The following is a 26,127-nucleotide window of genomic DNA, read 5'->3' on the forward strand; positions in this document are numbered from 1 at the left end:
CTGAGCGCCGACGTTCCGAAGGCCACGCAAACAGTTCGCGCTAACCGATAGCCGCGCCACCACGTTCGGCCAAAGCTAGAATCGGCATCATTTGGCGCGGGGTCTTTGCTGCAAGATCGGCATGTTCGAGCAGCTTGCGATTGTTGGTCACCAAGTAATCGATCTGCGCGCGCTTGCACGCGGCGAGCACCAAGTTGTCCTCGTAATCGCGATGGAGCGCTAAGTATTTGTCGGCCAGCCAAAGGTCCGATGCATCAGCGCCCACGGCCGTGGCGTTTTCGGTCATGTTCCGAACAAACGCCGACGCCGCATCGCCAATTGCACGGACAGATGCCTCGTCGAGCGCTCCCCCGCCGGCAAGAACGCTACGCTTCGGCTCGTGTTGGACAACGTACAGCACGTCCTTGGCGATATGCACCGGAAAGAACAGCAACGCCCCCGTCTCCGTCGCCTGCCCAATAAACGTACGCGCGGCAAGCGACTCGGTATGGTCGGCGCAAAACGAATCGACCCATACGTTGGCATCCACCATGATCTTAAGGGGGCCTCCACTCACAGGATCATCCCCTTTTGGCGATAATGCTCATCCATGGCTTCGGGATAGACTGTGTCCCAGCTGCGGTCATCAGACGCAGATGATGTATCGATGCCCAGGTCCGCGTAAAGCTGATCCACCGCCGCCCATGATGCGACAAACGGCGAGGTGGCACCAGCACTAGGCGGTTGGTCGTCAACGGCCGACAACACCTCTTCGCACGAACCGCCACCCTGCGCTACCTTGGCCACCACCTTTTTGATGAGCTCGGGCAGTGACCCGCCCGAAAGCCGCAGCGCCTCCTCGGCACGGTTCTTGACCTGGCGATCCACGCGAACGTTCACCTGCGCCATGCCGCTAGCAGCACCCACGTCGATCTCGCTCCCTTCAATTGCTAGCCTCGATAGCAACACTATATAGAGACGCTATCAATTGGGGTCAAATGCAAAAGGCCTGCGCCCGGACGACACCGATGCCGTCTGGGCGCAGGCCAGATAACGTGGGCAAACACGTCTGCTAACGCAGGTAAGCCTTCGCGTTGCTCGGGCTGTAGGCGATCGTCGAGCCGTTGTGCAGCATCGACGATGCCTGCGAGGCAATCGCGCCGGTAATGCCCAGTGCCAAGAGCGCCGAGTTGGTGAGCATCACCTTAGAGTAGGAGCTCGTCAGACGATCAACGAGGCCCTGGCTCATACGGCGCAGGCGCACGATCGCAGCAAGATCCGTATCGGTCAAAGTGCGCGGAACCGATGATGGCGCGACGCCCTTCGATGGACGAAGCGATGCCGTGTGCCACGATGTACTCGACGGCAGCATGCCGCACGCAATGCCCTGCACGCAGGCATTCTTTACCGGAGCGCTGGCGAGCAGCTTGATGCCAGCCGTACCAAGCAGAAATCCGCCACCGACAAGCAGGGTGTTAAACGTCGACTTCTACATGTTGCTTCTCCCTTTTGCCGCATTGGACACGGCACGGTGCCTCAGCACCCGAGTGAATAAGTTTGCATGAGCACACTTTTGGATAATAGTTAAGTAGTACTAACTATTAAGGTCAAAAATGGTTAACTTTCTGGAAATCTTAGGGTGCAGACCGGCCGACTTTCGACAATCGGTCTGCCGCAACGTACATCTCCGGCATCCAAGAAAGACTCTCCCCCGTCCCAGCAAATCGAGGTCTAATACTTTTCCCGAGAAGTGAACGAGCAAAATCGGACCCCTGAAGCATCCGCATTTTTTAGTAACAAAACCGCAGGGAAAACTCGGCAAAACCGCAGGAAACAGCGTCCAAATAGTGTCGATGCTTCAGAGGTCCAAATAAGGTCGTTCACTTCTCGGGAAAAGTATTAAGCTTCGCTTTCCACAGCCCAAAAATGTTACCAAGGGACCGTCCCTGCGCCACATCCACAAAAAAATGAGGGTGCCAACGGCACCCTCATTCACCAAATTCCATTCAGCCCGACTGACCAGAACGGCCGAGTCGCCACGGAACCCGGGAGCCCCGGCAGGGCGGGCGCTTGCTCAAAATGAGTTCCCTTCAAAAACAATGGGCGCGCCAACGGCGCGCCCATTCACTCTATTTCCATTCAGCCCGACTGACCAGAACGGCCGAGTCGCCACGGAACCGAGGGGCCGGGCGCAGGGCCTTGCCTCTCAATGAGTTCCGCACGAACAGGAGGCGCCAGTGGCGCCTCCGTCGTGAGTCAGGACTGTCCGAAATTGAGAGGCAAGGCCCTGCGCCCGGCCCCTCGGTTCCCGCTTACGAGAGCGAGGTTCTCAGCAACTCGTTGAAGAGCTTTGGGTTACCCTTGCCGCGGCTCGCCTTCATGCACTGGCCCACCAAAAAGCCGATGACCTTCTGGTTGCCGTCACGATACTGCTGTGCCTGCTCGGCACAGTTTGCCAGCACCTCGTCCACAATCGGCTGCAGTGCGCCGGCATCGCTCACCTGACGCATACCGCGCTCGTCGACGATCTTGTTGGGGTCGTCGCCGGTCTGGGCCATGGCCTCAAAGACCTCATGAGCCTGGTTGGAGCTGATGGCATCGGTCGCCAGCAGCTTGGCAAGCGCTGCCACCTGAGCCGGCGCGATGCCGGACTCGGCGAGCGACACGCCCGCGCCCTTAAGGTAGGCGATCATCTCGTTCACCAGCAAGTTTGCAACCGTCTGGGCCTCCTTGCCAGCCATACCGGCAGCGGAGGCCTCAAAGAACTCGGCAAACTCCGGGTCACCGGCGATTTGCTCGGCATCGGCCGCCTTAATGCCAAAATCGGCCTCAAAACGGGCGCGCTTGGTATCGGGCAGCTCGGGAATCTCACCTCGGCAGCGATCGATGAACTCGTCGTCCAGATCGAACGGCGCCAAGTCGGGGTCGGGGAACAGACGATAGTCGTCAGCCGTCTCCTTCACACGCATGACCACGGTACGCTTGCGGCTGGGCTCCCAGTGGCGGGTCTCCTGATAGATAATGCCGCCCTCCTCGAGCACCTCGGCCTGGCGGCAAATCTCGTAGGCAAGGCCGTCGTGCAGGCTCTTAAACGAGTTGAGGTTCTTAAGCTCGGTTTTGGTACCCAGCTTGGTCTCGCCGCGGCGGCGCAGCGACACGTTGCCGTCGCAGCGCATGGAACCCTTCTCCATGGAGCAGTCCGAAATGCCCAGCGTCACAAAGATGCGACGGAGCTTTTCCATAAACAGGCGAGCCTCCTCAGGCGTACGCAAGTCGGGCTCAGTCACGAGCTCAATCAAAGGCGTGCCGCAGCGGTTGTAGTCGACGAGCGACTCGGCCGCGGCGGTAATGCGGCCCTCGGCACCGCCCACGTGCACCATCTTGGCAGCGTCCTCCTCCATGTGGATGCGCAGGATGCGGATGGGCACCGTGTAGGAACCGTCCTCGCGACGCTCGGGCATCTGCAGGTTGGACGCGTCATAGCTGGCCAGATGGCCGGCACGCTGATTGCCCTCGCGCATGGTCGACGTCATGGACGTAGACAGGCCCTCGGCGTTGGCCGAGGCGCTCGCCAGGCTCTGGGCCTCGGCCTCGCCAAACGCGCAATCGGGGCGCTCTGCAGCACCGCGACCAGTCACGTCCAGGTCCAGGTGACCGTACATGGCAAAGGCGACCGGACCCTGCGTGGTCTGGAAGTTCTTGGCCATATCGGGATAGAAGTAGTGCTTGCGGTAGAACATCGAGTGGCGCTGGATCTCGCAGTTGGTGGCGAGGCCGGCCTTAACGATGCTCTCGATGGCGCGCTTGTTGGGCACCGGCAGGGCGCCGGGCAGGCCCAAGCACACCGGACACACGTTGGCGTTGGGCTCGTCATCGTGGCTGAGCTTGCAGTTACAGAACATCTTGGTATCGAGTGCGGTGAGCTCGGTATGAATCTCCAGGCCGATCACGGCCTCCCAATCCTGCAGGACCTCGGAAAGCTCCTTCATTACAGCTCGCCTCCCTTCCCGGCAAAATCGGGCGCGACGGAAAGCGCGGGCGCACCCGTGGCGGCATCGGCAAAGCCGCGTTCAAGGGCGCGGGCAAACGTGAGCAGCTGACGGTCCTTAAACGCCGGACCCACCAGCTGGGCAGAAACGGGCAGCTGAGTATCCTCGCCCAAGCCCAGCGGCACCGAGATACCACCGTTGCCGCAAATGTTGAGCGAGATGGTGTACAGGTCGGAGAGGTACATCTGCGTGGGGTCGCTGATCTCGCCAAACTTAAAGGCCGTGCGCGGCGAGGCGGGCATGAGGATGGTGTCCACCTTGGCATACGCGGTGTCGTAGTCCTGCGTGATGAGCGTGCGGGCCTTTTGCGCAGCGTAGTAATACTTGTCGTACACGCCCGAGCTCAGCAGGTAGGCGCCGAGCATCTGACGGCGCTTGGCCTCGGCGCCAAAGCCGTGGGCGCGCGACAGCGAGCTCTGGTCGGACAGGTTGGCGCAGCCCTCCTCCTGATAGCCGTAGCGAATACCGTCGAAGCGGGCCAGGTTGGAGAACGCCTCGGCCGGGCCGATGACGTAGTAGGCGGCGATGGCGGCATCCAGGTGCGGCAGGTCGACCTCGACCAGCTCGGCGCCCTGGTTCTGCAGCTCCTGGGCGGCGCGCTGAACAGCGGCCTTGACCTCGGACGTCAGGCCCTCGGCCTCCATAAACGCGGGGATGATACCCACGCGCTTACCCTCGATGCTGTCGTTGAGATGCTCGGTAAAGTCGACGGCGCAATCCTGGCTGGTGCAGTCGTAGGGATCGTGGCCCGCGCCGGTAAGCGCGTTCATGGCCAGCGCGACATCCTCGACCGTGCGGCCGAAGGGGCCCACCTGGTCGAGCGACGAGCCAAAGGCGACCACGCCGTAACGGCTCACGGCGCCATATGTGGGCTTAAAGCCCACCACGCCGCACAGCGACGCCGGCTGGCGAATGGAGCCGCCGGTGTCCGAGCCCAGCGAGAGCGCGACCTCGCCCGCGGCGACGGCGGCAGCGGAGCCGCCCGAGGAGCCGCCGGGCACGCGCTCGGTATCCCAGGGGTTGTTGGTGCGGTGGAACGCCGAGCTCTCGGTGGAGCTGCCAAAGGCAAACTCGTCCATGTTGGCCTTACCCATGGGCAGGCAGCCGGCATCGAGCATGCGCTGGACGCAGGTGGCGGTGTAGACGCTCTGGTAGTTCTCGAGCATGCGGGAAGCGCAGGTGGTGCGCGTGCCCACAAGGTTCATGTTGTCCTTGATGGCCAGCGGCACGCCCGCGAGCGGGGGCAGCGGCTTGCCTGCGGCACGATCGGCATCCACGCGCGCGGCGGCCTCGAGCGCAAGCTCGGGCGCCACCTGCAGGAATGCCTGGACCCCGCCCTCGCGCGCCTCGATGGCGGCAAGGGAGGCCTGGGCCACCTCGGTAGCGGTAAAGTCGCCAGCGGCAACGCCCGCGGCAATCTGGACAGCGGTAAGGGAATCGAAGCTCTGCGCCATTACTCGCTCTCCCCCTCTCCCAAAATGGACGGCACGCGGAAGTAGCGGTCGCGCGCGCTGCCGGCGTTTTCGAGCGCGACGTCGAGCGGCAGGTCGCGCTCGGGCTCGCGCAGGTCATCGCCCATCACGTTGGACAGGCTTCCGATGGGATGGAACGTGGGCTCCACGTCGGGCAAGTCATATTGCAAGACGGGCTCGAGCATCTGGACGGCATCGTTCATGTAGGACGTCATCTGGGCGAGCTCGTCATCGGTCAGTGCGATCTTTGCGTACTCGGCGATACCGCGCACGTCTTTCTCGCTGAGTGCCATAGGCGCTCCCTTCCGCATAACAGTTAAACCGCTCTAGTATACAAGGCAACGCCGGCTTGGAGCAGGCGCTTTACCCAAATGCAGCGAAAACGTAACGAGGGCGGCGGTTGGCAGGCGGCGGGCTGGCGGTTCTGCAGCGAAACCGCACCGTCCATAGCGAAAACCGCCACAAAGGTGCCTGGCCCCTTTGTGATGGCCGGATCCGCAGGATGGCATGACCCGGGGCGCAAACCATCACAACATTCGATATTTTTCGGCAAAATCGCGATTTTCATCGAATGTTGTGATGGTTTTTACTGCTTTGCGGCACGATCCAAACGCCGGCGTCCAAACAGCAGCAGTGCCGCGGGAACCGCCGTCACGACCATACCCGCCCCGATGAGCGTCTGCTGCACGCCAAACGTCGCCGCCAGCCACGGGGCAATCGCCAGCGGCGCCACGCCGGCGAACATATTGCCAAAGCCCATGACCGAGTTGACGCGACCGAGCTGCTCGAGCGGGGCCGTCGTTTGCACGATCGTGTTGTGGAGCGGGTTGACGACGCCCCAGGCCACGCCCAGGGCAATCTGGCCGACGAGGGCTACGCCCACGTACGGCGTCCCCACATAGAGCAAACTTCCCAGGCCCACGGACAGAAGCGCCGCAAGCAGCGTCTTAAGGTTGACCAGGTGCGGCGGCAAGCGGAGCGCGATCACGGCGCCCAGCACCGCGCCCACGCCGCAGGCAGACGAGAGCCAGCCCATCCACTCGACACCGACATGCAGGACATCACGGTAGAAGAATGACTCCAGTGGATCGAAGGCGCCATAGCCAAAGTTCGAAAGGAAAATAATGCAGAACAGCAGGGCGAGGACGCTGTTGGTAAAGACTGTCTTGATGCTGGTCACGAAGGTGACGCGGGTGGATTTATTGGAGTCGGAGCTTTGAATGGCAGTACTTGCCGTTGTGCTGCTATCCGCGGGAGCACTTTCGCGCGCGGCGACGCGACCTGCTTGCGGCCTAAAGCCCCAACCGGCGACGAGCGCCAGTACGGTAAAGATCATCATGAGCAAAAACACCGCGCGTGACGATGCAGCCGCCGCGACAAAGCCGCCCAGTGTGGGGCCGACGATAATGCTCACGTTGGAGGACATGGTGATGGCGGAGTTGATGTCTTTGAGCTCGACAGGGTCGTCGGTGAGATACGCCGGATAGGACGTGGCGACGGGCTGGGCGAATCCTATCACAAAGCCCAGGGGCACCGCGCCGGCAAGGACTGTTCCGGTCGCGCTGCCAAAGGCGATAATCGCCGCGCCGGTTGCCAACGTGCCGAAGATACTCGCCCGGAAATGCCGGCACGGACCCCAAGCGTCAAGCGCCGCTCCACCCGCAAAGGATCCCAGGATCACGAAGACGTTCATAAACAGGACGGCCAGCGATGTCGCAACGACCGAGGCATCGTCCGCATAGGTGAGTGTTCCGATAACACCGATAAAGTAGCTGGTCTGAAAGCCGGTATATATGAGGAAGCGCATTGCCACCAGGTGCTTAGCCTGCGCGGACAACGAAGGGTGAGGTTTTGAGAGAAGAGATACGAGCACGGAGACTCCTCGTTTCATACGAATACGGGCGGTGGACATTCACCACCGTCTGTCAAATCAATCTATCCGCATGAAACATTAAGGACGCATCAGGACCCTTCTCTCCGTTTTTCGCCCGTCATGAACTACTTGGTAGATTGTAAGGCATGTCACAAAAATCTACCAAAGCAAAAACCACCACAAAGATGCCTGGACCCTTTGTGGTGGAAATGACGTTTGCCCAGATAGAACCTGCCAAAATAAACCTGTCCCTTTTTGGCAGGTTCAGCGCCAAGCCTTAAAGGTGGTCTTGGATAAGGTCGCAGATGGCGCGGGCGTCGTTGATGTTGATGGCTCGGGTCGCAAAGCCTGCGTCGAAGGCCTGGCGTGCCAGGGCTTCGTTGCAGGCAAGGGCCAGCGTGCGGCCGTCGACCAGGTCGAGCGAGCTCTTGCCGCGCAGACGGTCGACACCGGAGCGCGCGACCACGATGTTGTCGAAGCCCTCGGTCTTGTAGCCCTCGATGATCACCACGTCGACATCGTTGTAGCGCGACAGCAGCTCGCGCGCGGGCATCTCGTCCTCCTCGCGTGTGTCGGCGTACTCCGCCCAGCGCGTGGCGCAGATGAGGCCCACGTGCTTGGATCCGGCCTGGTGATGGCGCCAGGTATCCTTAGCGGGCACGTCGATATCAAAGCCGTGGTGCCCGTGATGCTTGAGCGAACCCACGCGCAGGCCGCGGCGGGTGAGCTCGGCGATAACCTTCTCGACGAGCGTGGTCTTGCCCGAGTTTTGGTAGCCGATAAACGCGATCGCGGGGACGGCCGGTGTCGGAGCTGCGGGCGCGACGGCGACGGGTGCGCTCGCGGGTGCGGCACCGTCAGTGGCCACGGCCTCAACAGCAGCGGCCTGACGCTCTGCGCGGTCCCACACGCCCGAGCGGCCGCCCTCCTTGTGCAGCAGGCGCACGTCGACGATCTCCATACCGCGATCAACCGCCTTGCACATGTCATAGATCGTTAGACACGCGGCACTCGCGCCGGTCAGAGCCTCCATCTCGATACCCGTCTTGCCCGTCACGCCGGCCGTAACCAGTACGTGAAAGCCAACCTGCCCGTCCGCGCGCGCCGGTGCCCAGCCCTCGGGCACGTCCTCGGCCGGCGTCCCCGCCGGAGCGATGGGCGCAATGTCGCATTTGCTCTTGGTAATGAGCAACGGATGGCACATGGGAATGATGTCGCTCGTGCGTTTGATGGCCATGATGCCCGCCACGCGCGCGCAGGCAAGCACGTCGCCCTTTTTGGCGCGGTCCTGCAGCACCATGGCCTGTGTCTCGGGATGCATGAGGATGGTGCCCTCGGCGATGGCGATGCGATGGGTCTCGGCCTTGTCGGACACATCGACCATGCGCACCTCGCCCTTGGCGTCCACGTGCGTCAGCTCGTTGCGACGTGCGTCACGGGCGGGTTCGGTGGCCGCGCTGGAAGTCGGCTGCGCGGACGCGTCGGCGTTGCCAGCATTCGCCGCGGCCGTGACTTTGTGGGCAGACATCGCGGCCCTGCGAGCGGCCTTGGTGGCGTCGGCGTACCTGCTCTTGGCCATATGATCATCCTCCGATTTGGGACATAAATCGTTGCGTGCCCTCAATTATCGCGTGTTCCTGCGGTTTGTGGGCCACGGCATCGCGCCAAATCGAAAGTACCTGCATATCATCACCACGGCGCAGGGCGTCGCGCACCGAATACTCGGCATCGCTAAACAGGCACGGACGCACGTTGCCATCGGCCGTCAGGCGCAGACGGTTGCAATTCGCACAAAAATGGTTGGACATGGCGCTAATAAAGCCAACCGTTCCCGCCGCGCCCGGAAAGCGCCAATAGCGCGCAGGGCCCGCGCCGGCAGGAGCGTCGTTGATGTCGAGCGGCTCGAGCTCGCCCAGTCCCGTCGCGGTGGCCCCGGCATTGATGCGCGCCCGCAGCTCGTCACTCGGCACGGTATCGCTCGCGTCCCACAGCTCGGGATTGAGCGCGGGCGCATGCGGGTCCACAGCGCAATGCGAGCTCGTGTGCTCGTCGCCGATGGGCATATATTCGATAAAGCGCAGGTGGATGGGACGGTCGAGCGTGAGCCGCGCGAGGGCCGCCACATCCTGGTTGAGCCGGCGCACAACAACGCAGTTGACCTTAACGGGCTCAAAGCCCCAAGCCAGCGCCGCGTCGATGCCGGCCATGGTCTGCTCGAGCCGACCCAGGCGCGTGATCTTTCCAAAGAGCGTAGGGTCGAGCGTGTCGAGCGAGATGTTGACGCGGTTAAGCCCGGCATCTTTGAGCTGCGGCGCCAGCTTGGGCAGCAGGGCGCCGTTGGTGGTGAGCGAGATGTCCTCGATCTGAGGGATCGCGCGGATGTCGCGAATAATCGGAATAATACGGCGGCTGACCAGCGGCTCGCCGCCCGTCAGGCGCACGCGGCGAATGCCCTCCCCCGCCACCAAGCGCACAAAGCGGGCGATTTCCTCGGCGCTGAGTAACTCGTCGTGTGCACGGGGCGCCACGCCATCGGCCGGCATGCAGTAAATGCAGCGGAAATTGCACTTGTCGGTAACGGCAATGCGCAGGTAGTTGATATCGCGGCCAAAACCGTCATGCTGCACGTGCCCGTCCACGCTGCCCTCCCCTCACGCGGCGTTTTATTCTTCGAAAAACATAATACCCCACGAGAGAATCATGCCGACACCCGTACGACAGGACAGGTCGCTTCGAACAAGACCGGCTTTCCAAGCCCATCCTCAACACACAAACCTTGACTCTACAATCGTTGTAGGGTTTTCACTACACTGGTACGGAAACAGACCCAGCCAGAAAGCCCCACCTATGGAACACGACCTCACACGCGGCAATGTCCTTAAGACCATCGCGGTCTTTGCCCTGCCCTATATGCTCTCGTACTTTTTGCAGATGCTCTACGGCATGGCCGACCTGTACATGATGGGGCAGTTTAGCGGTGCCGCCGGCATCACCGCCGTGGGCAATGGCGCGCAGACGCTCTATATCATTACCGTGACGCTCGTGGGTCTGGCCATGGGAACGACGGTTATCGTCGGCCACGCCGTGGGCTCGCGCCGCTTCGATCGCGCCGAAACCGTCATCGGCAACACTATCACGCTGTTTATGGGTGTCTCGGTCGTGCTGGCAGCCATCCTGCTCGCACTGTGCCCACAGATCGTGGCACTTATTGGGACGCCAGCCGAGGCAGTCGAAGGAACCGCCGCCTACCTGCGCATCTGCTTTGTCGGCATTCCGTTTATCGCCGCATACAACATCCTCTCGGCCATTTTTCGCGGGCTGGGCGATTCGCGCTCGCCCATGTACGTGATCGGCGTGGCGTGCATCATCAACATCGCGCTCGATTTTCTGTTTATCGGCCACATGGGGCTCGGCCCCGTGGGTGCGGCACTCGGCACGGTAACCGCCCAGACGGCAAGCGTTGCCCTCGCGCTCGTGTGGCTTAAGAGCCGCCGTACGAACATCCACGTTAAGCGTAGCGACCTGCGTCCCCAGCCCGAGGTGCTCGGCAGCATCCTTAAGATCGGCGTGCCCGTGGCCGTGCAGGACGGCTGCATCCAGGTGGCGTTTATGTTTATCACCGTCATCGCCAACCATCGCGGCCTGGTCGACGCCGCCGCCGTGGGCCTGGTCGAAAAGATGATCAGCTTTTTGTTCATTGTACCGAGTTCCATGGGCGCCACCGTCAGCGCACTCACGGCGCAAAACGCCGGCGCGGGCAAGGGCGACCGTGCGCGTCAGGTGCTCAAAGACGCCATGACCATCTCGGTGGTGTACGGCTGCCTGATCACGGTGCTGATGTGGCTGGTGGCGCCGGCGTTTATTGGCTTTTTTGCCAAGGACGCTGCAGTAGTCGCTGCCGGCACCGGCTATATGCGCAGCTATATTTTCGACGCGATTTTTGCCGGCATCCACATTTGCTTTAGCGGCTTTTTCGCTGCATATGGCAAGAGCTACATCGGCTTTGCGCACAACGTGCTGGCCGTGGCACTTATTCGCGTGCCAGGCGCTTGGCTGCTGTCGAACGCCTATTCCGACACACTGTTTCCCATGGGCATTGCCTCGCCGTGCGGGTCGATTTTGTCGGCAGTCATCTGTGTTGTCGCGTTTACCGTGCTCAACCGGCGCGGGGCTTTTGACAAGTTAGCAGCGTAGCGGGGCAACGCGAAATCGCCCTCATTGACGACATCATCAGCGACGACCCCGCGACCTACGTGACGCAGATCACGATGCCGGTTTCCCCAACAAAGCAAGAACCGCCCGGAAGGCATCGCGCTTTCGGGCGGTTCTTCAATTTGACTATTGATGCCTTAAGCCTGGGGCACCTCACCGGTAGCCAGGATCTGCTCGAGTGCGTCCTCGTCCAGCACGGGTACGCCCAGCTGCTCGGCCTTGGTAAGCTTGGAACCCGCTTTGGGACCGGCAACCAGATAGCTCGTCTTCTTTGATACGCTGCCCGAGACCTTGGCGCCGAGCACCTTGAGCGCCGCGCCCGCCTCGTCGCGCGTGCGGTTGACGAGCGTGCCTGTCAGCACGAAGGTCAGACCCGCGAGCGGCTGTGCGTCGGCGAGCTCGCCTGCCACGCCAGCGTCGGCTGCGGCTTGCGCGTGCGCGGCGCCCAAATCGACCTCGAGCGACAGGCCCGCCTGGCGCAGACGTTCCAGGACGGCAAGGTTCTCGGGCACGGCCAGGAACTGCTTGACGCTCGCCGCAATCTTGGGGCCGATGCCCTCGCACTCGGCAATATCCTCTTCACTCGCCAAGATAAGCTTGTCAATCGACAGGAATCGCTCGGCGATGACCTCCCCCACGCTCTTGCCCACGTGACGGATGCCCAGGGCAAACAGCACGCGACCGAGCGGCTGACTCTTGGACTTGTTGAGCTCGGCGACGATCTTTTCGGCCGTCTTGAGGCCTACCGGAATGGGGTCGCCCTTCTTAACGCCCTTTCTGCTGTTGGAGCTGGCATAGGTGCGCCCCGTGTCCAGGCCGGCGATGTCGTCGACCGTGAGCTGGTAGAAGTCTGCGACGTCGTGAATCAGCCCGGCGGCGATCATCTTGTCGACGATCTCGTCGCCTAGGCCATCGACGTCCATGCAGCCGCGGCTCACCCAGTGGAGCAGGCGCTCCTTGAGCTGTGCGGGACAGTCGATGGACACGCAGCGGTAAGCCACCTCGCCATCCTCGTGGACCACGGGGCTACCGCACACGGGGCAGACCTCGGGCATATACCAGTCGACCGAATCGGCCGGACGCTTGTCGAGCACCGGGCCCACGATCTCCGGGATCACGTCACCCGCCTTGTGCACGATGATGGTATCGCCCTCGCGCACGTTTTTGCGGCGGATCTCGTCGATGTTGTGCAACGTGGCGCGCGCGATGGTGGAGCCGGCAACCGTCACCGGGTCGAACTCGGCGACCGGCGTGAGCACACCGGTGCGGCCCACTTGGATGCGAATTTCGCGCAGGATGGTCTGCTTTTCCTCGGGCGGGAACTTAAAGGCAATGGCCCAGCGTGGTGCGCGAGCGGTAAAGCCCAGGTCGAGCTGCTGCTGGAAGCTGTCAACCTTTACGACCACGCCGTCGATGTCGTAATCCAGGTCGCCGCGGTGCTCGAGCGCCTGGGCACAGAACTCGTGGACCTCGGCCGGCGTGGCACAACGAGCCACGTTAGGGTTGACGCTAAAGCCGGCGCTACGCAACCAGTCCAGAAACTCGCGCTGGCTGTGGACGTGCAGCGGGTCGGTATCGGCGATGGCATAGATAAAGGTGGCCAGATCGCGGCGCGCCGTGACCTTGGGATCCTTCTGACGCAAGGATCCAGCAGCGGCGTTGCGCGGGTTGGCGAAGGGGTCGCGGCCCTCGGCATCGGCCTCTTCATTCAGGCGGACAAAGCTGCCCTTGGGCATATAGACCTCGCCGCGTACCTCGATGGTGCGCTCGCGGTCGGCGCCCATGTGGGCGAGCGCCGGCTCGGATAGGTGCATGGGCACATCCTTGATAGTGCGCACATTAAGCGACACGTCCTCGCCCGTGGTGCCATCGCCGCGTGTGGCCGCGCGCACGAAGGTGCCGTTTTGGTAGGTAAGCGCGACGCCCAGGCCGTCAATCTTGAGCTCGCAGGTATAGGTAACGCTACCGGCACCAAGCGCATCCTCGGTGCGCTGGAGCCATGCGTCGAGCTCGTCCAGATCCATGGCATCGTCCATGGAATACATGCGTGCCATGTGCGTGACCGGCGTAAACTGCTCGCTCACGTAGCCGCCCACGCGCTGGGTATAGCTGTCGGGCGTCACCAGGTCAGGGTAGGTAGCCTCGATTTCCTGCAGCTCAACGAGCATTTTGTCAAAGGCAGCGTCCGTTATCTCGGGCGCATCGAGCATGTAGTAGCGGTAGGCGTGGTAATCGAGCTCGTGGCGCAACTCAGCCGCGCGCGCTGCCGCCTGGGCACGGGTATCGGCCGGCGCGGCGGTATCCGTGCTCGCTGGCGTTTCGGTATCGATGTCCACGCCGTCACCAAACAGGCTCGATTGCTCCATAGCGGCACTCCTTCGCTCGATTTCAAACGGATACAAGAGTACCACCGGTCGCGATGGGGCCGAATAGCGGTCTCAAACCGCACCGAATCGGCAGCGACCGGACCAGGGTTGGACAGTTAGTTCAGATTTGTATAATTACGCGCGCCGAATCGAGCTGAAATATCGGCTTTTCGCCCCAATCAATCGTTCTGAACGGCAAATTGGGTTTGCTTCCGTCTTCGAGACACCCATCTCGGCCTGTCTTTCATTTCAAAACCGCTCAAAACACGCCTCTGACCGCACCCGTTTTATACAAATCTGAACTAACTGTCCAAGCCCTTCCGAACCATACCCTTACCATTTCTAAATGATCCGTTTTCCTCCGCCCCCAACGGATCAATAGGAAAAGAGGGGCTGTCCCGCGCTGGCGGAACAGCCCCTCTGGCTTCGATATGTGCGATACAGCTCGTTAGAAACCCTGACCGTAGCCTTGCCCCTGACCCTGTTGGCCCAGCAGTTCTTCCAGGTACTGGCGCAGTTGCTCGTCGGTAATGCCGCCGTTGCCGGTGTCGGTCGCGCTGTCGTTCTGCTGCTGGTTCTGCAGCTCCTCGTCGGAGCCCAGCTCGACCGTGACCTTCTTCTCTTCCTTGCCGCGCACGAGCGTGATCTCGACCTTCTCGCCCACCTCGTGGCTGCGCAGCGCGATAATCAGGCCATCGGCGCTCGTAATCTCATCGTCACCCAGCTTGGTGATGACATCGCCCTCTTGGATGCCAGCCTTGGCGGCAGGACCGTCCTCGACGACACTTGCCACATACGCGCCGCTATCGGTGCCGAGATTGTTAGTGCGGGCGTTGAGCGCGTTGACGCTCGAAAGCGTGGCGCCCAGGTACGGGTGAACCGGCGTCTTGCCGTCGATAATCTGGTCGGCGATGTTCTTGGCATAGTTGACCGGAATGGCAAAGCCCACGCCCGAGCTGGAGCCCGAGTAGCTCTCGATAAGAGAGTTAATACCCACGAGTTCGCCATTGTCGTTAACGAGCGCGCCGCCGGAGTTGCCCGGGTTGATGGCGGCATCGGTCTGAATCATGTTGGCATAGATGGTGTTGCCGCTGGTAGAGCTCATGGCCGTGGAGCGATAGAGCGCCGAGACAATGCCCGTGGAGACAGACTGCTCGTTGCCGAACGGCGAGCCGATCGCCATGACCCACTCGCCCACGTTGAGCTTGGAGGAATCACCAATCTCGATCGGCGTGAGCTTGGAGGCGTCAGCATCCTTGAGCTTGATGACGGCCAGGTCGCTCGAGGCGTCGTTGCCCACGAACTCGGCCTCGTAGGTGGTACCGTCGTCCATGGTAACCACGTACTGGTCATAGCCATCGACCACATGGTTGTTGGTGAGGATGTGGCCCTCGGTATCGAGCACCACGCCCGAACCGACGCTGCCCGAACCATCCGACTCGTCGGCAGACTGCGAAAGCGAGCCATTCTGGCTACCGCTCGAAGTGGCGGTGATGGAAACGACGGAGGGCAGGGCCTTGGCAGAAACGGCCTCGGCAAGCGTGGTGTCCTCGGAGTCGATCGTAATCTTTTGCGTCGATGAACCCGAAGCACCCGCCGTCACGACATTCTTTCCGCCGCCAATGTTGAGCGTGCCACTCATAATGAGCGCGATGACCAGCAGGGCGCCGCAGGCGCAGCCGGCGAGCGCCGTAATAAAGATCGGCAGCTTTTTGGTCTTGGTCTTGACCACCGTGTGCTTGTTTACAACCTGCTGACCACCCAGCGGCTGGCCGGTCCGTGTGTCGTAGGCCTGCACGTAGGGAATGTTGCCGTCGGCAGGCGTCGACTCCACCTGCACGCGCGGCTGCTGCTGGGTCTCGCCAGCGTTGCCCACATCCTGGGGACGCTGGGAATCGTTCTCGCTCATGACTGCGATCCTTTCGTCTAATAACCAAAGGCCCGCCAAACATGTGGCGGGCCATCATTGTTCACGTTGAGTTGTACCCCAATATGCGGGCGAACGTGTATGAGAACGCAATCTTTAAGGAATGCTTAAGTTCTGCTGCAAACTCGAAAGGGATCCACGCATGCGGCAAAACCACCACGAAGGCGCCTGCCCCCTTTGCGGTGAAAAGCTAGTCCTTAAACAGATAGCCCACGCCGCGGACGGTGGTGATATGTGCCGCGATCTGCGGGCCCACCTTGGAGCGGATGCGTCGAATGTGCACGTCGACGGTGCGCGTGCCGCCGCAGTACTCAAAACCCCACACGCGGTGCAGCAGCACCTCGCGGCTGTAGGCGCGGTTGGGGTGCGTCGCCAAAAAGCTCAGCAGCGAGTACTCCATCAGCGTCAGGTCGATGGGCTCGTCGTCGAGTGTCACCTGGTAGGTAGCCAGGTTAATCTCGAGGTTATCGATGTTGAGCACATCGTCGGCGGTGATGGTCTCCTCCTCGCCCATCAGGCGCTGCGCACGAGCCTTGAGCTCGTTGGGTGTCGCCGTGGGGCATACAAAGTCGGCATGCGCGTGATTGGGCAGGCGCAGGGTGCCGAGCGCCTCGTCGTCGACGATCACCAGCATGGGAACGCCGCCGCGGTCGTCGAGCCATTTGGCAATCTGATCGATGCGGTCGCTGCGGATGCCATCGGAATCGAGGATCAGCAGGTCAAAGTCATGCGCCGCAGTCGGCGAATCGGGGGTTGCCAGGCTCACCTCGACACCCAGGGTGGTCGTCAAGCTGCGGGCAAACTCGTGGAAGCGCGTCGTGCGCGCCATGAACAGGGCACTCTTTTCGGACATATCGACCTCCAAGGAAATGAGCTCAATCGTACTGGAACGAACCGGCGCGATTAGGAGTTCGCCAGGTAGTGCTTGATCTCCCACTCGGTGATCGTGGACTCAAACTTATGCCACTCGTCGCGCTTCTTTTTGAGGAAGAAGCTGTGGATGTGCTCGCCGAGGGCATCCTTCATAAACTGCGAGTCCTCAAACACGTCGAGCGCCTCTTTGAGCGAGCGCGGCAGCGGCGTATAGCCGGCCTCGACCATCTGACGGTCGGTAAGCTTGAGCGTCTCGGCCGTTGCCTCGGGCGGGAGTTCCAGCTTGCGCTCGATGCCGTCCAGACCAGCCGCCAGCGTGACGGCGTTGACCAGGTACGGATTGGCCATGGGATCGGGGCTGCGCAGCTCGATGCGCGTGGACAGCTGCTTGCCGGGCTTGTAGACCGGGATGCGGACCATGCTCGCGCGGTTGCGCAGGCCCCACGTAGCGTACTGTGGCACGGAGTCGCCGCCCGTGGTGATGCGCTTGTACGAGTTAACCGTGGGGTTGGTGATGGCGCTGATCTCGCGCGCGTGTGCCAGAATGCCGGCCATATAGTGCTTGGCGATATCGGAGAGGTGGTACTTCTCGTCGTCCTCGCCCCAAAAGACGTTGTTGCCGTCGTGGTCGAACAGCGACTGATGCAAAAACATGGCGCTGCCGTCCTCGCCCGCCAGCGGCTTGGGCATAAAGGAGGCGTGGCAACCGCTCTCGTAGGCCTGCTGCTTAATGATGAGTTTGGCCGTGGTGATGGCGTCGGACATGCTCAGGGCCTCGGCGTGACGCAAGCTCATGCCGTGCTGCGAGCGGCCGGCGGCGTGGAAGGTGTACTCCACGGGCACGGACATCTTCTCGAGCGTGAGCACCGTATTGCGGCGCAGGTCGCGAGCGGCATCGCTCACCGAAAGGTCGAAGTAGCCCACGTTGTCGAGCGGCTCGGGGGTGTGCTCGTCGGGGAAGTAGTAATACTCCAGCGCGGCACCCACGTTGAGCAGGTAGCCGGCCTTCTCGGCCTTATAGAACATGCGGCGCAGGGCGTCGCGCGGGTCGCCGGCAAACGGCTTGCGATCGGGAGTACACACATCGCAGAACACGCGGGCGACGCCGTTATGGCTCGGGCGCCACGGCAGGATCTGGAAGGTCGAGGCGTCAGGGAACGCGAGCATGTCGGCTTCCTCGGGCGTGGCAAAGCCCTCGATGGCGGAGCCGTCAAAGCCAATACCCTCCTCAAAAGCGACCTCGAGGTCTTCGGGACTAATGGCAAAGTTCTTGAGGCGGCCGAGAATGTCGACAAACCACAGACGCACAAAGCGGATGTCACGCTGCTCTACGGAACGGAGTACGTAATCGATGTTCTGCTGGTTCATGTCGCTCCCCTTTCTTTCGGGCGGGTTTCGACTGGTCTATATCGCAGATACTATCGCAGAAAAATGTTTCCGCAGGGTTAAAGCGTATCAAGCGCCCAAAAAACGTGCGCGAACAGGCAGTTACGAACGAGCGGCTAGCGCGAGGTCGAAGCGCGGTGTTCGATGTGGCCGGGAACCTCGATGCGTTTAGGCGCCAGCTTTGCGGCATCGCCCACGGTGGTGGTAACAACGTCGATACGCTCGGAGAGGCGATCGACCACGCGCTCGGCGATGGTGAGGGTGTCCTGCGCGGCCGTGGTAACTCCACCAAAGAGCACATGGTTCCAGGGATAGTCGTCAAACGTCGCGATCTTGAGCCCCGCCGGCAGCGAGGGACCAAGCTGCGCCAGCGCCTCGGTCAGGCGCAGGAAAACCAGGCCGTTGACGGTAATGAGGCCGAGCTCTTTTCCTGCATAGCCACGGATGGTCTTGTCCAGGCGGCCGACGCCCGTGGCGCCGCCATCGGCCAAGGTGATAACCTCACCGGCAAGGCCGCGGCGCGAAAGCTCGTCGGTAAAGGCCTCGGCGCGCTCGCGACGGACGGGGCTGTCGTCGCTTGCTTCGGTGAGCAGGCACAGGCACTCGCTGCCAGCGGCGGTCAAGGCGTCTACCAAGCCGGCGACCAGCTCACGGTTGTTAGATGTCACCAGATCGACACCGCCGTCGGCAACGTCGCGGTCGAGCAGCACAACGGGCAGGCGTCCCGCTGCCGCGACGATTGCCTCGTCGTTACCACCGCAGGTATTGACGACCAGGCCGTCCACGCCAGCGTCGATAAGCCTGGTGAGCGACTCGGCCTCCTTGGCGGGATCGTTGCCGCTAATGGCTGTCATGAGCGAGCAGCCGCGCGCGGCGGCGCTGGCGGAAAGGCCCTCGAGCATGGCGCTAGAGAACGGGTTGGCGATGTCGGCCAAGATCACGCCGATGAGGTTGGTACGCGAGCTGCGCAGATTGCGCGCGGCGGCACGTGGGCGATAGCCGGTACGCTCGATAACCTCCGCAATGCGAGCACGGGTTTCCTCGGTCATTTGCCCGGGGCGGTTATTGAGATAGCGCGAGACCGTGGCCGGGCTCACACCCGCCTCGACGGCAATGTCCTTGATTCTCATCTGCGCCATAGCGCACCCCGTTTCCCCATTGTCGGCAGTCTGAGCCATTTTAGGCATTTTTTAAAATTCTCGGTTGCAAAACGCTGTAGGTGAGCAGCATCGTTTTTGCGTCTCGAGCAGATGCGATAATGGGCTAGATAGCCGAGTCTTTGGACAGCTCAAAATAATCGGGATGTAAGGCGATAACCGGACCTTGCTCTTCGGGCATCAGGTGCAGGTGTGTCTCTGCCAGATAGCTCGCCGCGTCGGTATCGCCCCTCTTAATGGCCTCGAGAATCCGGCGATGCTGCCGACGAATCGGCTCCCAATCTAGATCCTGCGACACCATACGCAACCAGTTGTATCGCTCAAAATGCGTATTGACGCTCTTCATCCAATCCCACAACATGTGACGGCCGGCAATCTCAAAACACGTCTCATGGAACAGGTTGTCCAGGTCAAAGAAACGACGCGTTTCGCCATGGTCGAGCGACTCGGACTCGGCAAGAATCTGATCGAGCCGATGCTTTTGCTCGGGTGTGGCGACCGAGCAGCATTTAATGAGTACGCTTCGCTCGAGTTTCTCGCGCAAGAAACAGGCGTTCTCGGCGCGCTCCATGCTGATCTTAGAGATGTAGGTGCCGCTTTTGGGACGCGTTTCCACCAGCTCCTGCTCACGCAGGCGCACAAAGGACTCGCGAATGGGCGTACGCCCGATTCCCGTCTCCTTTTCCAGACCAATCGCCGAAAGGCGCGTGCCGGGCTTGAGCTCGGCATAGATGATCTTGGAGCGCAGTGCATTGTATGCCTGATCTTGCAAGCTTTGATTATGCTGGTGCTGTTCCATAAAGCCCTCGGATGAAGCCTCGGTTAGTCGAATACCACCATGCAATACTATCGCATCGACACACCCCAGCTCCCAATCAGTCTTTTTGGGACGGGGCTCTTTTAGCTACCCTAGCCCGCAGATCGGCCCCTTGCCACAAAAGTGGCCCATCTACTACGTTAACACGGATAGCCTCGGCCATACCAAAAACCGTGAAAACAAAACCGCAGGTAGGCAGCTTGTCGATTTTCGAAAAAGCCGACTATGGTTGACCCCTTCGGCTTAAACGTAGTAGATAGGCCCTTTTCGTGGCGCAGCACTACTGCACCCCAAATTGGCACCCCGAGCCTGTTATAAGTTGCTGTGAAATACGGACGGTTGATAATCAAGGCGCGCTATGCGGGTTGCTATAGCTCGAACGTCCCACGTCCGATGCACCAAAGCATTTGCGACAGCTTCGCAAAACGCCTCGAGAGGAATTCGATCGGTTTGGACGCGCTCCATCCCTTCGATACGTTCATAACGGTAGTAGCGTGCAAACATAGCCACCGCCCTGTCCACCTGCTCAATTGCGGATATATTTGTCGCCGCCTCGCGATCCAAGATCACATCCTCGGTATCACCAAAACGAACGCAGTCGATGCCCGGAAAATCATTCTTATCCGCCAAAATCGCCGCAGCGTTGGTATAGCCATCTTTGCCGAGCAAGCGAAGCGTGCGCATAATATCCGGCGTTAGCTCAGAAATGCCGAGATGTTCAACACACTTATGCTCGAACGTGTGAAAACTCAAGTCCTGGCGAGCCGACGTGAGCGCGTCGAACGTTACGTTGCTGCCTTCGAGCGTCAGCCTGCCATACTCAAACCGGTCGACCTCCACCGTTGCCGAATCGTTTCGCCTGTAGGCCTTCAAGATATAAAACGAAAACCGTTTGCGTACTGATTTATCCGAGACGCAAACGGTTTTCGTCTTGATTTGCGTACGGAATTAAGACGCATAATTTCGCTTTCGTATGGCTCAATCGATCACGATGCGATGTATCTGCACCTGGCCTACAACCGCAACATGATTGTGGAAGGCACACAGACAAAAGGCATTTAAGGCTCGGCAATGATCTTTCTTTGATAAAACGCAAGCGGCGGCCGCCCAAACACGGGACGGCCGTCGCTTGCGTTTTATCAAATGGTGCAATGGGGTCAGGTTCACATGCACCAAGTTGGTGCAAAGCAACCTGTCCCCATGCAACAAGGGGTTGACTAGAGCTCGCAGGCGACCTTGTAGCCATCGCCGATGGCGTCGCGAATGTTGCCGCACTTGTTGGCATCGCCCAGCACGTGAGTGGTAACGCCGGCTGCCGCCAGGTCGTCGGCCAGCTTGGTATTGGGACGATAGCCCATAGCAAGCACCAGCGTATCGGCACCGGCGATGGTGTGGACCTCGCCGTCCTTCTCGTAGCTGATAGTGTCCTCGGTAATCTCGGTCACCTTGGCCTCGGTCAGCACGTGAACGCCCTTTGAGAGCATGCGCGTGATGAGCACCGCGCGACCGGCACCACCCTCGTTGGCGGCGAGCGTCTTGGTCATCTCGATGACGGTGACGTCGCGGTTGGCCGGCGACAGGTCGTTGACCAACGGGGCCAGGTAATCGGCCGTCTCGCAGCCAACGGTGCCGCCACCCACGATGACGATCTTCTTGCCCGGGAAAGCCTTGCCGCCCAACAGGTCGTCAGCCGTCATAACCTGCTTAAAGCCCTGCATGAAGGCCGGGGCGATAGGCTCGGCGCCATAGGCCAGGACGACCTCGTAGCCGGCGTAGTCACGCTGAATGTCCTCGGCAGTAAGCTCGGTGCCAAAGACGCACTTTACGCCGGCCTCGGCCAGGCGACGGTACTGATACTTGATCACGCGGGTGAGTTCCTGCTTTGCCGGCGGAACGGCTGCGATGCGCATCTCGCCGCCCGGCTCGTCCTGCTTATCCACGAGCACCACGTTATGACCGCGTTTGGCGGCAATGTAGGCTGCCTCCATACCCGCGGGACCGGCGCCCACAACCAGTACGTTCTTGGCCTCGGCGGCGGGCTCGTAGCCAGCCTCGTCGTGCTCCACGTCCGGGTTGACGGTGCAGGAGATGCGCTTGCCAAACATAATGCCGTTCAGGCAACGCAGGCAACCGATGCAGGGACGGATCTCGTCGGCGTTGCCAGCGGCTGCCTTGTTGCAGAACTCGGCATCGCACAGATTGGCGCGGCCCATCATACAGATGTCGGCAGCGCCGTCCTCAATCAGCTCCTCGGCGATCCAGGCCTCGTTAATGCGTCCGACGGTGGCGACGGGAATGTTGACGTGCTTTTTGATCTCGCGCGAGCAGGCGGCATGCGAGGCCTGCTGCGTACCGGCGGCGGGAATCGCGGAGCCGCGCTTGATGGTGGTACCGCCCGACACGTGAATCATGTCGACGCCGGCCTTTTCCAGGCGACGTGAGACGTAGATCATGTCGTTGAGGGTCAGACCGCCATCGGTGTACTCATCGCCCGAGATGCGGACGTCGATGATAAAGTCCTTGCCGCAGCGCTCGCGAATCTCGGCGATGACCTCGAGCAAGAAGCGCATGCGGGCGTCGAGCGAGCCGCCGTACTCGTCGGTGCGCTTGTTGTAGAGCGGAGTCAAAAAGCCGCCGAGCATGCCGTGGGCATGTGCCGCATGGACCTCGACGCCATCGACACCGGCCTTCTGCATACGTACGGCAGCGTCGCCAAACTGATGCGTGAGCTCGTGAATCTCATCGACCGTGATAGGACGCGGTGCCTCGCGGGCATAGGACGGGCCCACAAAGGACGGAGCGATCAGGCGCGGCGTGCCCGGAACGTTAAAGGCCATGTAGGCGGGGTGGAAGAGCTGCGGCATGATCTTGCAGCCATACTCGTGGACGGCCGCGGCGAGCTTTTCCCAGCCGGGGATAAACGTGTCGTCGTAGCAGCACATGTCACCCGGCAGATAGGTATAGGTGGGCTCAACCGTCACGACCTCGGTAATGATGAGGCCCACGCCGCCCTTGGCACGGGCACGGTAATGATCGACCAAGTCGTCGGTCACATAGCCGTGATCGGCCAGGTTGGTGGACACCGGCGGCATAAAGACGCGGTTCTTGACCTCGGTCGTACCGACCTTGATCGGGCTAAAGAGCATCGGGTAGGCACAGGACTCCATACAGGCTTCCTTTCGTTTAAGCCGCTCGGCGGCAGTTGCTAACACACCTATCGTATCAGCAACTGCCGTATCTGCAGTCATACATGCCCAAGCGCCGTTCGGCTAATGAATACCGCGGCCCAAGTCTTCGGCGATTTTGTCCACGCCCTTAAGTGCGGCGCACGTCTTTTTGTTGGAGCAATGCCCCGTGCAAACGCCACCCTGAGCACAGTCGGCACAGGTGCCCTTGCGGTAGATGCGCACGCATACCGCGACAAACGCAATACCGATAACAGCCAGAACAACAATATCGATAGGTGCCATAGCAAGCCTCCTCTAGTTAACCATCACTTACTTTACCCCATTTTCCACCTGCCAAAAAGGGACAGGTTTATTTTGGTCGGTTTTATCTGCGGAAACGCCACATCTTACTTCTGGAGCAAAGCAATCTGTCCCCCATTACGCCAAAAAGCCCGAGTGTCGCTGGGACACCCGGGCTCGTGGAAAGGGGCTAATCCTTATTCGGACTTAAGCGGAAACTGCGGCGGAAGCAGTGTTGGTCTCGTCCTCGTCGGTCCATGCATGCGCAGGGATAGGGCGAAAGATCTGGAAGAGCATCGCAACCAGCAGAACGATGGCCACAATCGTCCAGATACCAAACTGTCCCAACACAAACAGGTTGTAGAACTGGTTGATGAACAGGCCGATCACCCAAGCGAAGGCGCACTCGTAACCGATGGCAATCGCGGTCCACTTGCCGGAGTCCATCTGGTTGCGGATAGTACCCATGGCGGCAAAACACGGAGCGCACAGCAGGTTGAACGCGCCAAAGGCAACGCAAGCGCCCATGGTGGGGAACATACCGGCAAACGCAGTCCACAGGCTCGGGTCGGTCTCGGCGGCGTCAGCCACGGACAGCAGCGAGCCGGCGGTGGCGACGACGTTCTCCTTAGCCACAAGGCCCGAGACGGTCAGCGCAGTTGCCTGCCAGGTGCTAAAGCCGAGCGGAGCGAAGATCCAAGCGACCAGGTTACCGAGCATGGCAAGCACGGAGTAGTCCATGAACTCCTCGGGGATGCCGTCCATTGCAGGCAGGAAGCCAAAGGAACCGTTGTAGCTTCCAAAGTTGGAGAGAAACCAAACCACGACGGTGGATGCGAAGATGACTGTGCCGGCCTTCTTGATAAAGGCCCAGCAGCGCTCCCACACGTGCCGTGCCCAAGAGCGGATCGCCGGGAAGTGGTAGGCAGGAAGCTCCATAACGAACGGCGTCGGGCGACCGGCGAAGAGCTTGGTCTTCTTGAGCATAAGGCCCGAGGCGATGACGGCGAAGACGCCCAGGAAGTAGAAGAGCGGGCTGATCCACGCGGCGGTGGTGGAAGAATCGCCGATGATGGAACCCATGAGCAGGGCGATGATCGGCAGCTTGGCGCCACAGGGAATAAACGTGGTGGTCATGACCGTCATGCGGCGGTCCTTCTCGTTCTCGATGGTCTTGGTGGCCATGACGCCGGGGACGCCACAGCCCGAGGACACGAGCATGGGGATAAAGGACTTACCGGACAGGCCAAAGCGGCGGAACACGCGGTCCATGATGAAGGCGACGCGGGCCATATAGCCGCAGTCCTCCAGGAAGGACAGCATGACAAACAGCAGGAACATCTGCGGGACGAAGCCGAAGATAGCGCCCAAACCGCCGACGATGCCGTCGCAGACCAGCGAATCGACCAAGCCACCGTCCTCGGTGCCGCCCGCCACAAGGGCGTCGTGCACCACGGTGGTGATGCCGGGGACATAGGGGCCGTACTGTGCCGGGTCGACCGAGTCGGCATTGTCGCCCGCAGCCTCGACGGCTGCATCGTAGGCGTCGCGGCCCTGACCGAGCACATACCAACCGTCGGTGCCAAAGAGCTGGTCGTTGGTGAAGTCGGTCACCGTGCCGCCTAAGGTGGAAACGGCGATGTAGTACACGCAGAACATGATGACCACAAAGATCGGCAGGCCCAGGATACGGTTGGTAACCACACGGTCGATCTTCTCGGAGGTGCTCATCTTGGCCGGAGCCTTGGTGAGGCACTCGTCGATGATGTGCGCGATGACGCCATAGCGCTCACCGGTGATGATGGACTCCGCGTCGTCATCACAGTCCTGCTCGCACTGGGCGACCAGCTCTTCCACGCGAGCGGCCTTCTCCTTGGTGAGGTTGATGAGCTTGCAGGCGTCCGCATCACGCTCGAACAGCTTGACCGCGTAGTAGCGACGCTTGTTGGCGGGAACGCTCGCCGGAAGGTTGTTCTCGATGTGGTCCAGAACGTCCTCGATGGAGGAATCGAACTTGTGCTCCGGCACCTGGCCCTTGGAAGCAGCGGACTTCTTAACCTGCTCGAACAGCTCCTTAATACCCTTGTTCTTAAGGGCCGAAATCATCATGACCGGGCAGCCGAGCTTCTTGGAGAGCTTGTCCGTGTCGATCTTGTCGCCGTTCTTCTCGACCAAGTCGGCCATGTTAAGGGCAACGACCACGGGTAGGCCGGTCTCGATAACCTGAAGCGCCAGGTACAGGTTGCGCTCGAGGTTGGTGGCGTCGACCACCTGGACGACCACATCGGGCTCGCCGCTCATGAGGTAATCGCGCGAGCATTGCTCCTCGGGGCTGTAGGGGGAAAGCGAGTAGATGCCGGGGAGGTCCGTGATGGTAACGTTCTTGTCGCTCAGGAGCTTGGCCTCCTTTTTCTCAACCGTGACGCCGGGCCAGTTGCCAACGTAGCCGTTGGCGCCGGTGATCAGGTTGAAAAGCGTGGTCTTGCCGCAGTTGGGGTTACCCGCCAGCGCGACATGGATCTGAGAATCCGCCATTCAATCCTTCTTCC

The 26,127-nt window shown here is 61.0% G+C and carries 20 protein-coding genes; 1 reads left to right on the forward strand and 19 read right to left on the reverse strand.

Annotated features, from left to right (window positions below):
• Nucleotides 1–40 precede the first annotated feature (40 nt).
• From ACQRAJ_RS01850 to moaA, 9 genes are all read right to left on the reverse strand, one after another.
• A complete protein-coding gene (locus ACQRAJ_RS01850) occupies nucleotides 41–556 on the reverse strand; it encodes a type II toxin-antitoxin system VapC family toxin (protein ID WP_427747559.1) in 516 nt (171 codons plus the stop codon).
• On the reverse strand, nucleotides 553–906 hold the full coding sequence (locus ACQRAJ_RS01855; RefSeq protein WP_427747560.1) for a hypothetical protein: 354 nt from the start codon (nucleotides 904–906) through the stop codon (nucleotides 553–555). Before ACQRAJ_RS01855 ends, ACQRAJ_RS01850 begins: the two co-directional genes overlap by 4 nt.
• Nucleotides 907–1,051: 145 nt before the next feature.
• Nucleotides 1,052–1,372 carry a hypothetical protein gene (locus ACQRAJ_RS01860; RefSeq protein WP_427747561.1) on the reverse strand — a complete coding sequence of 107 codons (321 nt, stop codon included), beginning with the start codon at nucleotides 1,370–1,372 and terminating at the stop codon, nucleotides 1,052–1,054.
• Between the two features lie 919 nt (nucleotides 1,373–2,291).
• Complete coding sequence (gene gatB, locus ACQRAJ_RS01865) at nucleotides 2,292–3,968, reverse strand: Asp-tRNA(Asn)/Glu-tRNA(Gln) amidotransferase subunit GatB (RefSeq protein ID WP_427728667.1); 1,677 nt, start codon at nucleotides 3,966–3,968, stop codon at nucleotides 2,292–2,294.
• Nucleotides 3,968–5,482, reverse strand: coding sequence for an Asp-tRNA(Asn)/Glu-tRNA(Gln) amidotransferase subunit GatA (gene gatA, locus ACQRAJ_RS01870; protein ID WP_427728665.1), 1,515 nt, complete (start codon nucleotides 5,480–5,482; stop codon nucleotides 3,968–3,970). The genes gatB and gatA overlap by 1 nt, the downstream gene beginning before the upstream one ends.
• Entirely contained in the window at nucleotides 5,482–5,793 is a 312-nt protein-coding gene (gatC, locus tag ACQRAJ_RS01875) for an Asp-tRNA(Asn)/Glu-tRNA(Gln) amidotransferase subunit GatC (protein WP_035136890.1), read from the reverse strand. Before gatC ends, gatA begins: the two co-directional genes overlap by 1 nt.
• Before the next feature lie 293 nt (nucleotides 5,794–6,086).
• A complete protein-coding gene (locus tag ACQRAJ_RS01880; protein WP_427747562.1) occupies nucleotides 6,087–7,373 on the reverse strand; it encodes an MFS transporter in 1,287 nt (428 codons plus the stop codon).
• 277 nt (nucleotides 7,374–7,650) lie between these two features.
• Entirely contained in the window at nucleotides 7,651–8,952 is a 1,302-nt protein-coding gene (gene mobB / locus ACQRAJ_RS01885; protein WP_427747563.1) for a molybdopterin-guanine dinucleotide biosynthesis protein B, read from the reverse strand.
• 4 nt (nucleotides 8,953–8,956) lie between these two features.
• A complete protein-coding gene (gene moaA, locus ACQRAJ_RS01890; protein ID WP_427747564.1) occupies nucleotides 8,957–10,012 on the reverse strand; it encodes a GTP 3',8-cyclase MoaA in 1,056 nt (351 codons plus the stop codon).
• A gap of 208 nt (nucleotides 10,013–10,220) precedes the next feature.
• On the opposite strand from moaA, the gene ACQRAJ_RS01895 reads away from it, so the two are divergent.
• Entirely contained in the window at nucleotides 10,221–11,567 is a 1,347-nt protein-coding gene (locus tag ACQRAJ_RS01895) for an MATE family efflux transporter (protein WP_427747565.1), read from the forward strand.
• A gap of 155 nt (nucleotides 11,568–11,722) precedes the next feature.
• Here the strand turns inward: ACQRAJ_RS01895 and ligA are convergent, their stop codons facing one another.
• The 10 genes from ligA to feoB form a co-directional block, all read right to left on the reverse strand.
• Complete coding sequence (gene ligA, locus ACQRAJ_RS01900; RefSeq protein WP_427747566.1) at nucleotides 11,723–13,951, reverse strand: NAD-dependent DNA ligase LigA; 2,229 nt, start codon at nucleotides 13,949–13,951, stop codon at nucleotides 11,723–11,725.
• 448 nt (nucleotides 13,952–14,399) lie between these two features.
• The gene (locus ACQRAJ_RS01905; protein ID WP_427747567.1) at nucleotides 14,400–15,860 is read right to left on the reverse strand and encodes a S1C family serine protease; all 1,461 of its coding nucleotides are present in this window, start codon (nucleotides 15,858–15,860) and stop codon (nucleotides 14,400–14,402) included.
• Between the two features lie 208 nt (nucleotides 15,861–16,068).
• Nucleotides 16,069–16,731, reverse strand: a complete 663-nt coding sequence (locus ACQRAJ_RS01910; protein WP_427728642.1) for a response regulator transcription factor — start codon at nucleotides 16,729–16,731, stop codon at nucleotides 16,069–16,071.
• Between the two features lie 50 nt (nucleotides 16,732–16,781).
• Nucleotides 16,782–18,119 carry a glutamine synthetase family protein gene (locus tag ACQRAJ_RS01915; protein WP_427747568.1) on the reverse strand — a complete coding sequence of 446 codons (1,338 nt, stop codon included), beginning with the start codon at nucleotides 18,117–18,119 and terminating at the stop codon, nucleotides 16,782–16,784.
• Between the two features lie 134 nt (nucleotides 18,120–18,253).
• On the reverse strand, nucleotides 18,254–19,276 hold the full coding sequence (locus tag ACQRAJ_RS01920; RefSeq protein ID WP_427747569.1) for a LacI family DNA-binding transcriptional regulator: 1,023 nt from the start codon (nucleotides 19,274–19,276) through the stop codon (nucleotides 18,254–18,256).
• A gap of 124 nt (nucleotides 19,277–19,400) precedes the next feature.
• Nucleotides 19,401–20,093 carry a GntR family transcriptional regulator gene (locus ACQRAJ_RS01925; protein WP_427747570.1) on the reverse strand — a complete coding sequence of 231 codons (693 nt, stop codon included), beginning with the start codon at nucleotides 20,091–20,093 and terminating at the stop codon, nucleotides 19,401–19,403.
• A 330-nt stretch (nucleotides 20,094–20,423) separates the two neighbouring features.
• Nucleotides 20,424–20,951 carry a hypothetical protein gene (locus ACQRAJ_RS01930; RefSeq protein ID WP_427747571.1) on the reverse strand — a complete coding sequence of 176 codons (528 nt, stop codon included), beginning with the start codon at nucleotides 20,949–20,951 and terminating at the stop codon, nucleotides 20,424–20,426.
• A 377-nt stretch (nucleotides 20,952–21,328) separates the two neighbouring features.
• On the reverse strand, nucleotides 21,329–23,278 hold the full coding sequence (locus tag ACQRAJ_RS01935) for an FAD-dependent oxidoreductase (protein WP_427747572.1): 1,950 nt from the start codon (nucleotides 23,276–23,278) through the stop codon (nucleotides 21,329–21,331).
• A gap of 102 nt (nucleotides 23,279–23,380) precedes the next feature.
• The gene (locus tag ACQRAJ_RS01940; RefSeq protein WP_117634210.1) at nucleotides 23,381–23,581 is read right to left on the reverse strand and encodes a hypothetical protein; all 201 of its coding nucleotides are present in this window, start codon (nucleotides 23,579–23,581) and stop codon (nucleotides 23,381–23,383) included.
• Nucleotides 23,582–23,785: 204 nt separating this feature from the next.
• Nucleotides 23,786–26,113, reverse strand: coding sequence for a ferrous iron transporter B (gene feoB / locus ACQRAJ_RS01945; protein ID WP_427747573.1), 2,328 nt, complete (start codon nucleotides 26,111–26,113; stop codon nucleotides 23,786–23,788).
• Nucleotides 26,114–26,127: the final 14 nt, after the last annotated feature.

The organism is Collinsella sp. SGI.184 (genome assembly GCF_050313415.1).
In the GTDB taxonomy this organism is placed as follows: Bacteria; Actinomycetota; Coriobacteriia; order Coriobacteriales; family Coriobacteriaceae; genus Collinsella.